Origin of the sequence: Streptomyces sp. NPDC056347 (assembly GCF_042262625.1) — a bacterium.
Lineage (GTDB): Bacteria > Actinomycetota > Actinomycetes > Streptomycetales > Streptomycetaceae > Streptomyces.
Window position 1 is genome coordinate 20206 of sequence record NZ_JBHJQP010000013.1, and the last position, 12526, is coordinate 32731.

12 protein-coding genes are annotated in these 12526 nt (G+C 70.5%); 9 read left to right on the forward strand and 3 right to left on the reverse strand.

Going from position 1 to position 12526, the window contains the following annotated elements; genetic code table 11:
* Positions 1-138: 138 nt before the first annotated feature.
* From ACFCV8_RS05515 to ACFCV8_RS05525, 3 genes are all read right to left on the reverse strand, one after another.
* Positions 139-1665 carry a cation:proton antiporter gene (locus tag ACFCV8_RS05515; protein WP_376683935.1) on the reverse strand — a complete coding sequence of 509 codons (1527 nt, stop codon included), beginning with the start codon at positions 1663-1665 and terminating at the stop codon, positions 139-141.
* Positions 1652-2188, reverse strand: a complete 537-nt coding sequence (locus tag ACFCV8_RS05520; RefSeq protein ID WP_376683936.1) for a flavin reductase family protein — start codon at positions 2186-2188, stop codon at positions 1652-1654. The genes ACFCV8_RS05515 and ACFCV8_RS05520 overlap by 14 nt, the downstream gene beginning before the upstream one ends.
* 93 nt (positions 2189-2281) lie before the next feature.
* Positions 2282-3898, reverse strand: a complete 1617-nt coding sequence (locus ACFCV8_RS05525) for a tryptophan halogenase family protein (RefSeq protein ID WP_376683937.1) — start codon at positions 3896-3898, stop codon at positions 2282-2284.
* A gap of 219 nt (positions 3899-4117) precedes the next feature.
* Between ACFCV8_RS05525 and sbnA the strand changes: the two genes are divergently transcribed.
* From sbnA to ACFCV8_RS05570, 9 genes are all read left to right on the forward strand, one after another.
* Positions 4118-5167, forward strand: coding sequence for a 2,3-diaminopropionate biosynthesis protein SbnA (gene sbnA, locus ACFCV8_RS05530; RefSeq protein ID WP_376683938.1), 1050 nt, complete (start codon positions 4118-4120; stop codon positions 5165-5167).
* A gap of 67 nt (positions 5168-5234) precedes the next feature.
* Positions 5235-5498 (forward strand): acyl carrier protein, encoded by a 264-nt coding sequence (locus ACFCV8_RS05535; RefSeq protein ID WP_376683939.1) that lies wholly within the window; start codon positions 5235-5237, stop codon positions 5496-5498.
* On the forward strand, positions 5495-6787 hold the full coding sequence (locus ACFCV8_RS05540; RefSeq protein WP_376683940.1) for a beta-ketoacyl-[acyl-carrier-protein] synthase family protein: 1293 nt from the start codon (positions 5495-5497) through the stop codon (positions 6785-6787). Before ACFCV8_RS05535 ends, ACFCV8_RS05540 begins: the two co-directional genes overlap by 4 nt.
* 34 nt (positions 6788-6821) lie before the next feature.
* Positions 6822-7919, forward strand: a complete 1098-nt coding sequence (locus tag ACFCV8_RS05545) for a beta-ketoacyl synthase N-terminal-like domain-containing protein (RefSeq protein ID WP_376683941.1) — start codon at positions 6822-6824, stop codon at positions 7917-7919.
* Positions 7920-8026: 107 nt separating this feature from the next.
* On the forward strand, positions 8027-8770 hold the full coding sequence (gene fabG / locus ACFCV8_RS05550) for a 3-oxoacyl-ACP reductase FabG (RefSeq protein ID WP_376683942.1): 744 nt from the start codon (positions 8027-8029) through the stop codon (positions 8768-8770).
* A 38-nt stretch (positions 8771-8808) separates the two neighbouring features.
* The gene (locus ACFCV8_RS05555) at positions 8809-9525 is read left to right on the forward strand and encodes a 2-hydroxychromene-2-carboxylate isomerase (protein WP_376683943.1); all 717 of its coding nucleotides are present in this window, start codon (positions 8809-8811) and stop codon (positions 9523-9525) included.
* On the forward strand, positions 9522-10961 hold the full coding sequence (locus ACFCV8_RS05560; RefSeq protein WP_376683944.1) for a condensation domain-containing protein: 1440 nt from the start codon (positions 9522-9524) through the stop codon (positions 10959-10961). Before ACFCV8_RS05555 ends, ACFCV8_RS05560 begins: the two co-directional genes overlap by 4 nt.
* Entirely contained in the window at positions 10958-12136 is a 1179-nt protein-coding gene (locus ACFCV8_RS05565) for an FAD-dependent monooxygenase (RefSeq protein WP_376683945.1), read from the forward strand. Before ACFCV8_RS05560 ends, ACFCV8_RS05565 begins: the two co-directional genes overlap by 4 nt.
* A 155-nt stretch (positions 12137-12291) precedes the next feature.
* The gene (locus ACFCV8_RS05570; RefSeq protein ID WP_376683946.1) at positions 12292-12513 is read left to right on the forward strand and encodes an MbtH family protein; all 222 of its coding nucleotides are present in this window, start codon (positions 12292-12294) and stop codon (positions 12511-12513) included.
* Positions 12514-12526 lie beyond the last annotated feature (13 nt).

The window sequence follows — 12526 nt, forward strand, 5'->3', positions numbered from 1 at the left end:
TGCGTGACCTGGGGGACGGGCAGGACACCCGGGCTCCCTGGGACGTACGCGGCCTGGGGGACGGGCGGGGTCCCCGGGGCGGGCGTGGTCCCGGGGACCCCTGGGACGGGCAGGGCGGGCGGTGCCGCAGTGCTGCCGTCACCGTACGGAGGAGGGCGCGAGAACCTCCGCCGCCGTACCCGCCGTACTCGCCGTACCGGACCCAGCCGCCCCAGGTCCGCCGGCCCCGGCTGCACCTGCTGTCCCGGGCACGGCCGCTGCGGGTTCGCCGGTCCCGGACCGGGCGGTACCGGACCGGGCGGTACCGGTGCCGGGCGCGGCTGCTCCGGGTCCGCCGGCACTGGTCCCGGTATCCGCTCCGGGCCCCCCGGCACCAGCACCGGCACCGGCACCGGCACCAGCACCGGCCCCGGCCCCGGTTCCGGGCGGTCGGGCGGGGCGGGGCTTCTCCCGCCGGATCCAGGACAGGGCCGGCGAGGTCAGTGCCGTGGTGACCAGGGCCATCAGCACCAGCATCGTGAACAGGTCGGGCCCGATCACCCCGAGCTCCAGCCCCAGGTTCAGCACCACCAGCTCGGTCAGGCCCCGGCAGTTCATCAGCGCCCCGATCGCCATCGCGTCGCGCCAGGACTGTCCCGCGAGCCGGGCCCCGGCCGTGCTCCCGCCCCACTTGCCCGCCACCGCCACCACGAGGACCGCCCCCGCCCACAGCCACTGCACCGGATCACCGGCCAGCAGCGACACATCGGTGTGCAGCCCGGTCGACACGAAGAACAAAGGCAGCAGCACCGGAACGCAGAACGCCCGCAGCCGCGCCGTGCACCGCTCGACGACCGCCGACCCCCGAGGAGTGACCAGACCGAACACGAACGCCCCGAACAGGGCATGCACCCCGATCCGGTCGGTGGCCAGCGCGGACAGGCACAGGCCGCTGAACAGCACGACCAGCACCACCGCGTCCGCCCACCGCCCGGCCCGCACCGCCCACCGCGCCAGCAGCGGACGCAGCACCCCGGCCATCACGGCCAGGAACACCGCGGCCCCCGCCGCCGTCACCAGCGCCTCGACCGCCGAACCGCTCGTCGAGACCGCGACCACCGCCGCCAGCAGACACCAGGCCGTCACGTCGTCGACCGCCGCGCACGCCATCGCCAGCGAACCGATCCTGGTCCCGCACAGCCCCCGGTCGGTCAGAACCCGCGCCAGCACCGGGAACGCGGTGATACTCATCGACACCGCGATGAACAGCACGAACGGCCACCGCCCCACCCCCTCGGGCGCGAACCGGCCGAACATCCCCACCGCCAGCAGCGAACCCAGCACCAACGGCAGCACGATACTGGCCTGACTCACCGACACCGCCGTCCCCCGATGCCCCCGCAGCGCGCCCAGATCCAGCTCCAGACCCACCAGGAACATGAACGCCAGCAGCCCGATGTTCCCGAACGCACCGATGTACGGAAGAACCGACTCCGGGAACAGCCAGGCCTGCGCCGCGGGCGACACCCACCCCAGCAACGACGGCCCCAGCACAATCCCCAGCGTGATCTCACCGATCACCGGCGGCTGCCCCAGCCTGCGGAACAACTGCGCCCCGGCCTGACACGCCAGGATCACCACCGGAACAGCAACCAGCAGATCCGGCAGCGGATCACGAACCGACATGGCCCACCCCCTCCCGCACCACGGCCACCGCACGCGACCACGACCCGTAACGCCGCCGCCCGTACAGCAGCGGCTGCACCGACTCCTCGCACGTGAAACCACGCACCCGCACGAACACCGCCGTGTGGTCACCCACCTCCCGCGTCCCCACCACCGCACAGTCCGCGACCGCGTGCGCGGCCCGCGTCAGATGCGGACCCCCCGCACCCAGCGGCAGCCGCCACTCGCACCGCGCGAACCGCCGCGGATCACCCGAGGCGAACAGATCGGACACCTCCTGCGCCCCCTCATGCAGCAGATTCAGCGCCAGCTGCCCACTGCGCAGCACACCGGCCGTCGTCGGACTACCGGTTCTCAGACAGACCACGAGCGTCGGCGGGGACAACGCCACACTCGCCAGGGACGTACACGTCATCCCCCACGGCCTGCCATCGGCGTCCAGCGCCGTCACCACCGACACACCCGAAGGGAAACCGCCCATCAACGGGCGTATGTCGGCATCCACACCAGCACGATCGGTCATGACAAAACTCCTCCTGTCGAAGACATGTGCCGCGCACCCGGCAGCCGGCCGGACAGGAACCCCGGCTGCCGGGCACGCAGGGCGGCACGGCTGCTACTTCTCGATGCCGTGCAGCTGACGAAGCACCTCGAGATTGCTCGGCAGCGAATTCAAGAGCTCCTGCTGCTCCTGCTTGACCCGGTCGAACATGGCCTGCGCACCCGCCACCGCATCCGGCTTGTGATACAGCGCCGGCAGCGGCGCGTCCGGCTCCAGGCCCAGACCCGCGAAGATGCAGTAATACCGCTCGTTCGTCCAGAAGTTACGGAACTCCGCATCGAAATTCCCGTAGTACGTCGCATCGTCCGTCGCCGCCTGATTCACCGGAAGACCCGCCTTGTACGCGTCGATCTTCTCCCGGATGCTCCCGGGAAGCCTCAGCTCCTTGTTCGCCCGCCAGAACGGCGAGTCCGTACGCGGCGCGAAATAGAAATGCGTCTGGATGAAGTCACGCGTGTCGTCGAACATCACCTCGATTTCCTTGTTGAAGTTGTCGACCAGCACCGGATTGAACGTCCGGTCCGGGAAATGCTTCGCCAACTGGTACGCCGCCGCCGTGATGAAATAGATCCCGGTCGACTCCAACGGCTCCAGAAAAGCCCCCGAAAGACCGATACTGACCACGTTCTTCACCCAGGCCCGCCGGTTGCGCCCGACCCGGAACTTCACATGGTTGAACTCGGTCTTCTCCGGGTCCAGCCCCCACAGCTCGCAGAACTCCGCGGTGGCCTCCTCCTGCGTCGTGAAACGGCTGGAGTACACATAACCCGTACCGAAACGGCCCGGCATCGGGATCTTCCACGACCATCCCGACGACATCGCGATCGCCGACGTGTACGGCTCCACCCCATGGGCACCGTCGTCGTGCGGCACGGCCGTGGCCACCGCCCGGTCGCACAGCAGCTGGTCGCTCATGTCGATGAACGGCTCGCCCATCGCCCGGTTCATCAGCAGACTCCGGAAACCCGAGCAGTCCACGAACAGATCCGCGTCAAGGACCCGGCCCCCCTTCGTGTGCAGCGCGGTCACGAAACCCCGCCCGTCCTTCTCCACCCGCGTCATCTCGTCCTGCACATGACGCACCCCCTGCTTCCCCGTCGCGAACCGGCGCAGGAAATCCGCCACCAGCGCCGCGTCGAAATGCCACGCGTACCGGGTGGGGGAGGAACCGTCCAGATGCCGCGGCGCCCTGTTCGCATCCATCAACGGCGCCTCACGGAAACAGGCATAGTCGTACGGCTCGTCGGTCAGACCCTCGAACTTGTTCTTGAACCAGTAGTGCGACATCGGAACACCCTCGTGCTCCGGACTGATCCCGAACGGGTGATAGAAATGGTCCGGCCGACCGTCCTCCAGCTCACGCGGACCACTCTGGCCCCGGCCCGGAGTACGCCAGTTGATGAAACGCACCGCCATCTTGTAACTGGCGTTGCACTCCCTCATCCACTCCTCCTCCTCGATCCCGAGGAAATCAAAGAGAACCCGGTGCAGATTCGGCACCGTCGCCTCACCCACACCGATCCGCGGAATACCCGGCGCCTCCAGGACCGTCACCTCGACCGTCCGATGCAGCGCCTTCCCGAGATACGCGGCCGTCATCCAGCCCGCCGTACCCCCGCCGAGGACCACGACCTTCCTGATGGAATTGTCACGTGCGAAAGTACCCGTCATATCGAATCTTCCCTCCGGTGAACCGAGCTGACTTCCCTTCGGACAACTCGGGGCGGCAAGAGTCGACACCCCGCCTACAGCACTTCTATAAACCGGAACAAAAGGCTGAATGACGTCGCCCCGCGCCAGGACTTATGGAGCGCGTATAGCGCACAGGCACAGCATCGGACCTGTCGATTTCCATGAATCCGCACCCCCAGCAGAGGATGGCCGCATCACATGCCGAGCACAGAACGGGAGCCGAGAACGGGGCTGAAAGGCATCCTTTCCACCGTGGGAGGAACCCCGCTCGTCGAGCTCGAACGGTTGATGCCGGGGTTCACCTCACGGGTATTCGCCAAGGTGGAGCGCTTCAACCCCGGCGGCAGCGTCAAGGACCGCTCCGCACTGAACATGGTCACCGCGAAGATCCGCTCGGGCGAACTCGTCCCGGGCCGCTCCACCGTCATCGAGTCCAGCTCCGGGAACCTCGCCATCGGACTCGCCCAGATCTGCGGCTACTACGGGCTGCGCCTCATCTGCGTCGTCGACAGCCGCACCACCCGCCAGAACACCGCGATCCTGCGCGCCTACGGAGCACAGGTCGAGACCGTCACCGAACCCGACCCCGCCACCGGACAGCTCCTGCCCGCCCGCCTCCACCGGGTCGCCGAACTCGTCGCCACCACCCCCGACGCCTACTGGCCCGACCAGTACGCCAACCCCCTCAACCGCCAGGCCCACCACACCACCATGCGCGAAATCGACCAGGCCCTGAACGGCAAGGTCGACCACCTCCTCCTCGCCGCCGGAACCAGCGGCACCCTCGGCGGCTGCGCCCAGTACATCCGCGAACACCGCATGAACACCACCGTCCACGCCGTCGACGCACTGGGCAGCGCCCTGTTCGGCCCCCCGGCCGACTGCACCCGCCTCGTCCCCGGCCACGGCGCCTCCGTCGTCCCCCGGCTGCTGCGCCCCGCCGACGCCGACCACGTCATCCACGTCGGCGACCTGGACTGCGTGGTGGGCTGCCGCACCCTCATCGCCCGCGAAGCGATCCTGGCCGGCGGCTCCTCCGGCGCCGTCGTCGCCGCCCTCACCCGCCTGGCCCCCACCGTCCGCCCCGGCTCCAACGTCGTGATCGTGCTCCCCGACGGCGGCGACCGCTACCTCGACACGATCTACGACGACACCTGGGTCCAGCACCACTTCGGCGACGTCACCCACCTGTGGAAAAACCCGCCGACCACCCACCTGACCAGCCAACTCGCCGATATAGCCAAGTAATAGCGCACCACCGCACGCTGTTTTCGTCCCACCACCCCGCACCCACCCACACCCCGGAGACACCACCATGAGCACCCAGACCGCCGACCTCACCACCGAGCGCAAGACCCAGATCAAGGAGCTCGTCTGCGACATCCTCGAGCTCGAGCTCGACGAGGTCACCGACACCAGCCTCTTCAAGGAGGAGCACGACGCCGACTCCCTGCGCACCATCGAGATCCTCGCCTCCATGGAGCGCACCTTCGGCCTCGTCCTGGAACAGGCCGAGCTCAGCCGCATGATCAACCTGGCCGGCGTCTACGCCGTGGTCGCGGAGGCCGAGGGAAAGTGACCCGCACCACGAACGACACCACCACGCCCACCCCGCCCCGCCGCCGGGTGGTCATCACCGGCCTCGGCGTCGTCACCAGCATCGGCACCGGAGTCGACGCCTTCGCCCAGGGCCTGCGGGCCGGACGCAGCGGCGCCAAACCGATCAGCGCCTTCGACACCACCGGCTTCGCCTACTCCAACGCCTGCGAGATCACCGACTTCGACCCCGAAACCTGGCTGCGCGACACACCCGCCGACGAACTGGGCCGCGCCGCCCAGTTCGCCGTCGCCGCCAGCCGGATGGCCGTCGCGGACGCCGGACTCACCGAGAACGACGTACAGGCCAGACGCACCCTGGTCTCGGTCGGCACCACCGACGGCGAGTCCCGCGACCTGGACCACCTCACCGCCCTCCAGGTCGACCGGGGCGACGACCACCTCGACGCCACCGTCGCCCGCCGCGTCTGGCCCGGCCGCCTCTCCGCCGGCATCGTGCGCGAACTGGGCCTGCGCGACGTGGAAACCGTCACCGTCCCCACCGCCTGCGCCGCCGGGAACTACGCCGTCGGCTCCGGCTACGACGCGATCAGCGCCGGAGACGTCGACACCGCCCTGTGCGGCGGAGCCGACGCCCTGTGCCGCAAGACGTTCACCGGCTTCTACCGCCTGGGCACCATCGCCCCCGACGTCTGCCGCCCCTTCGACGCCGACCGCCAGGGCATCCTCACCGGCGAGGGCGCCGGCATCCTCCTCATGGAATCCCTCGACTCCGCCCTCGCCCGCGGCGCCCGCATCTACGCCGAGGTCCTGGGCTACGGACTGTCCTGCGACGCCAGCCACCCCGTCGCCCCCGACCGCGACTCCATCGCACGCTGCATCACCGCCGCCCACAAGAACGCCGGCATCCAGGCATCCGACGTCGACTTCATCTCCGCCCACGGCACCGGCACCAAAGCCAACGACGTCACCGAGGTCGGCGCGATCCGCCAAGTCTTCGGCGACACCCTGCCCCGCACCGTCTCCATCAAATCAATGATCGGCCACACCATGGGCGCCGCCAGCGCCCTGGCCGCCGCCGCCTGCTCCCTCGCCCTGCGCGAAGGATTCATCCCCCCCACCATCAACCACCGCACCACCGACCCCGGCTGCGCCGTCGACTGCGTACCCAACCAGGCCGTCGAAGCCGAACTGAACGTCGTACAGAACAACGGCCTCGCCTTCGGCGGGAACAACGCCGTCCTCATGCTCGGCCGCTGGAACACCCCCACCCCGACCGCCGCCACCCCGACCGCCGCCACCGCGGCATGAACCGGCCCACGCGGCCCGGAAAGGAGCCCGCCCCATGACACCCCACGCGCCCCCCACCGCCCAGAACCTGGTCATCTCGGGCTGGGCCGTCTCCAGCCCCTACGGACTGGGCCGGGACCAGTTCACCACCGGACTGCACGGACACCACCGCGCCGTCACCCCCCTGGACACCACCGCCTGGCCCGTCCCCTACACCGAGGCCGGACTCATACCCGGCTTCGACATCAAAACCGTCCTCGGCCGCAAGGGCACCCGCTCCATGGACCGGGTCACCGCCATCGCCGCCACCACCGTCGGCATGCTCCTGCAGGAATACGGCACCAACCTCACCAGCGCCCCCGAGGACACCGGCCTGGTCCTGGGCACCTCCGGCAGCGTCCAGTCCATCATGGACTTCACCCGCGACGCCCTCACCGGCCAGGCCCCCTACCTCGTCGACCCCGCCAGATTCCCCAACACCGTCATGAACTGCCCCACCGGGCACAGCGCCATCCGCCACACCCTCAAAGGCCCCAACGTCACCGTCTCCGGCGGCGCCACCACCGGCCTCCTCGCCCTCAACTACGCCTCCCGGCTGCTGCGCGGCGGCCACGCCACCACCCTCCTGGCCGGAGCCGCCGAGGAATTCTCCGTCCAGCGCGCCCGCCTCGAACACGTCGCCGACCACGGCGGCCACAGCCCCGAACCCCTCGGCGAAGGCGCCGCCCTCTTCCTCCTGGAGAACGCCGCCACCGCCGACGCCGGCCACCGCACCGTCCTGGCCACCGTCCTGGGCTGCCGCTTCCGCGCCTTCCAGCACACCGGCCACGCCGCGACCGTCCTCGGCGAATGCATCGACGACATCCTCACCTCCACCGGACACACCGCACACGACATCGCACTCATCGCCCCCGGCACCCCGCCCGGCATCCTCGGCAAGGAAGAGACCGCCGCCCTCGACGGCCTGGACGCACCCCGACTGCCCCTGCGCCCCCTCATCGGCGACACCACCGCGGCCACCGCCGCCTTCCAGCTCGCCGCCACCCTCGCCACCGCCGCCGACCGCCCCGAACTGACCGGCCGCCTCGCCCTGGTCACCGCCCTCGACCGCGACGGCACCACCGGCGCCGCCCTCCTGCGCCTGGGCAACTGAAAACCACCACCCCGCCCCGCAGCACACCCACACCCCGCCCCGCAGCGCCCCCGCACCCCCGCGCGCACGGGGCCTGCCCACAGCACTCCCAGAAAGGGCACACACCCATGTCCGACACCCCCAGGCCCGTCGCCCTGGTCACCGGCGGATCACGCGGCATCGGACGAGCCGTCGTCGAGGCCCTCGCCCGCGACGGACACGACGTGGCCCTGTGCTACCAGTCCCGGTCCCAGGCCGCCGCCCTCGCCGAGAAAGCCGCCCAGGAACACGGCGCGAACACCCTCGCCGCCCGCGTCGACGTCACCGACCGCGACCAGGTCCGCACCTTCACCGCCCACGTCGAAGACACCCTCGGCCCCGTCACCACCCTCGTCACCGCCGCCGGCATCGTCCGCGACAGCAACCTGGCCACCCTCACCGACGACGACTGGGACGCCGTCGTACGCACCAACCTCGACGGCACCTACAACTTCGCCCGCGCCCTCGTCTTCCCCATGATGAAACGCCGCCGCGGCACCGTCATCACCCTCTCCTCCGTCGCCGCCCGCGGCCAGGCCGGCCAGACCAACTACTCCGCCTCCAAAGCCGGAATCATCGGCTTCACCCAGGCCCTGGCCAAGGAAGGCGGCCGCGCCGGACTCCGCGCCAACACCGTCGCCCCCGGCTTCATCACCACCGACATGACCGGCCAGCTCACCGAAAAATACGTCAAGGACATGACCCGGAGCATCCCGCTCGGCCGGTTCGGACAACCCGAAGAAGTCGCCGAACTCGTCGCCTTCCTCGCCTCCGACCGCGCCGCCTACATCACCGGACAGGTCCTCTCCATCGACGGCGGCCTCGTCGTCTGAACACCCCCGGCCCCTCCCGTGATCCCAAGGAGCCCGTCATGACCGCCCGCCCCGCCACACCGCCCCGCTTCTACTTCAACCTGCGCAGCCCCTACAACTTCTTCGCCCTCCACGACGCCGCACGCAACCACCCCCACCTCCTCGACCACGTCACCTGGCGCCCCTTCTGGGAACCCGACCCCACCAGCGAGAAACTCCTCACCCAGGCCGCACCCGCCGCCGCCTTCCCCTTCCACCCCATGTCCCGGGCCAAACAGTTTTACATCCTGCGCGACGTCCGCCGCCTGGCCGCCGACCGCGGCCTCACCCTCACCTGGCCCGTCGACCGCAACCCCTGGTGGGAACCCGCCCACCTCACCTGGTTCCTCGCCGAACGCGAAGGACTCGGCCGCACCTGGGTCGAGCGCGCCTCACGCGCCCGCTGGCTCGAAGGACGCGACATCTGCGACCCCGCCACCATCCGCGAACTCGCCGAGGAAATCGGCCTGGACGGCACCGAGACCGACCAGGCCCCCCACCACCCCCTCATCCGCGAACAAGGCACCCAGGCCCTCCTGGACATCCACCGCGACGGAGTCTTCGGCGTCCCCTACTTCATCAACGGCAGCGAACCCTACTGGGGCCTGGACCGCCTCCCCGCCTTCGCCGCCACCCTCACCACCCCCACCACCGAAACCACCACCGGTACCGGCCTGCCCGACCAGCCCCCCGCCGGCCGCACCACCGACATGAGCCACGCCGGAGGCTGCGGATGACCACCACCACGCACCAGACCCTCCCGCTCACCGCCGTCCAGGAAACGATGTGGACCGCCTACCGCGTCGCCCCCCACAGCGCCGCCTACAACATCGTCATGCCCCTCCTGCTCCGCGGCCCCCTCGACCCCCACGCCATGGCCCGCGCCGTCACCACCGTCGCCGACCGCCAGGAACTCCTGCGCTCCGCCTTCACCGAACAAGACGGCCGCCCCGTCCGCACCCCCTGCCCGCACCCCCCGGTCACCCTCGAGACCCACGACCTCGACACCACCGACGACACCACCCTGCGCCACGCCGTCCACGAAGCCGGAGCCCGCCCCTTCCACCTCGAAACCAGCGCCTTCCGCGTCGTCCTGCTGCGCCGCTCCGACACCGAATGGGCCCTGGTCACCGCCGCCCACCACATCGTCAGCGACTTCACCTCACGCTGGCTCCTGGTCCGCGACCTCCTCGACGCCTACACCGCCCACACCACCAACACCCCGCCCGCCTGGCGCCCCCTCACCGCCACCTACACCGACCACACCACCGAAGAACACCGCCACACCGCCTCCGAATCCGGACAACGCGCCGCCGACCGCTGGCGCACCTCCCTCCACCACGCACCCGCCGCCCAGCTCCCCCTCGACCGCCCCCGCCCCGCCGTACGCTCCCTGAAGGGCGGCACCGTCACCCGCACCCTCGACACCACCACCGCCCAGAACCTGGACACCGCCGCCGCCACCGCGCACGTCACCCCCTTCGCCTACCTCCTGGGCGTCTTCCAGGCCCTCACCCACCGCTGGAGCGGCCAGGACGAATTCGTCCTCGGCGTCCCCGCCACCAGCCGCATGGGCAAAGCCCACCGCGACATCATCGGCTGCTACCTCAACACCATGCCCGTACACGCCCGCTTCACCCCCGCCAGCACCTTCACCACCACCGCACAGCAGGCCGGCGAGAACGTCATGCAAGGCATGATCAACATCCGCTACCCCTGCGCCCTCGCCTTCCCCCAGGCCACCGTCTTCCGCACCGCCCTCTTCCTCGTCCAGATGGACCGCATGGACCCACCCGTCCCCAACGTCCCGCCCGGACACACCACCGGCCCCTCCATCCCCTACAAGGGACTGGACATCGCCCTCATCGACGTACCCCAGCAAGAAGGCCAGCTCGACCTCCTCCTGCGCATCGAACAGACCCCCCACGACATCACCACCGTCTTCTCCTACGACACCGACATCCTCGACCGCACCACCGTCGAACGGCTCGCCGACGGCTACGAACGCATGCTCACCGCCGCCGTCACCGACCCCGACACCCCCGTCACCGCCGTGGAACTCGCCACCGCCGACGAGACCGCCGCCCTCCTCGCCCTGGGCACCACCACCTCCGACGACTTCGACGACTTCGACGACTTCGCGTCCTTCGAGAACTCCTGGGAACCCCGATGACCCTGCGCATCGCCATCGCCGGAGCAGGACTCGGCGGCCTGACCGCCGCCGCCGCACTCCACCACAAAGGCCTCGACGCCCACGTCCACGAACGCGCCACCACCCTGCGCGAACAAGGCGTCGGCATGCACCTGGGCCCCAACGCCACCCGCCTCCTGCACCGCCTGGGCCTCGGACCACAGCTCCAGCAGTGCGCGGTACGCCCCGAGGCCCTGGAAATACGGGCCTTCCACAACGGCGCCACCCTGACCCGCCAGGACATGGGCCAGACCTGGCAGGACCGCTACGGCGCCCCCTACTGCACCGTGCGCCGCGGCGACCTCCACCGCATCCTCGCCTCCCGCGTCCCCGCCGACCGCATCCACACCGGCAAGGAACTCGTCCGCCACGAGGAAACCCCCCACGGCGTCCTCCTGCACTTCGCCGACCGCACCACCGCCCACGCCGACGTCCTCATCGGCGCCGACGGCATCCACTCCGCCCTCCGCGCCGCCGCCGCCCCCGCCGACACCCCCCGCTACTCCGGCGACAGCGCCCTGCGCGGCACCGTGGACACCACCGCCCTGCCCGGCCTGGACCCCGCCCTGATGTACATGTACGCAGGCCCCGCCGCCCGCCTCCTGCTCTACCCCATCGACGCGGGCCGCCGCTTCACCTACGTCGTGGTCACCCCCACCCCCGAAGGCGCCCCCGAATCCTGGACCAGCACCGGCGACCGCACCGACCTCGAAACCGCCCTCACCGGCTTCGACCCCGCCGTCCGCGCCCTGACCGCAGCCGCCCACGACGTACGCCGCTGGGCCCTGTACGACCGCGCCCCGCTGGAACGCTGGAGCACCCCGCGCACCACCCTGCTCGGCGACGCCGCCCACCCCATGCTCCCGTACCACGGACAGGGCGCCAACCAGGCCATCGAGGACGCCGTCACCCTCGCCGTCTGCCTGAAGGAAGCCGCCCCCGGCCCCGCCGGCACCGCCGCCGCCCTCAACCGCTACGAACAGGCCCGCCGCCCCCACACCACCCGCGTCCAGCTCGGCTCCCGCACCCCCCACCACACCAGGAACACCCCCACCGCGACCACCCGCCCCACCGACGCCGGCAGCATCGACTGGATCCTCGGCCACGACGCCGAAGCAGCCCTCACCCCGGAACCCGGCACCCTCCACGCCGCCTGACACACCCGCACCACCCGCACCCCCAGGGCCCCTGACGCTCCCCGAGCCAGGGGCCCCACCCATGCCCCGCCGGAACGTACACGCCCGGCATAGGGCCCTGATAGGCCACCGCCCAACCATGGCCATGACCGACCACACGAAAGGACACCGAACTGATGAGCGAACAGCACGACGAGCAGACGTCCTACCGCGTCGTCCTCAACGACGAGGAGCAGTACTCGATCTGGTGGACCAGCCGCACCCTCCCCGACGGCTGGCACGCCGAAGGCACCGAAGGCACCCGCGAACAGTGCCTCACCCGCATCAACGAACTCTGGACCGACCTGCGCCCCCTCAGCCTGCGCCGCCGCATGAACACCACCACCACCGCCGCCTGACCGAACCGGCCGC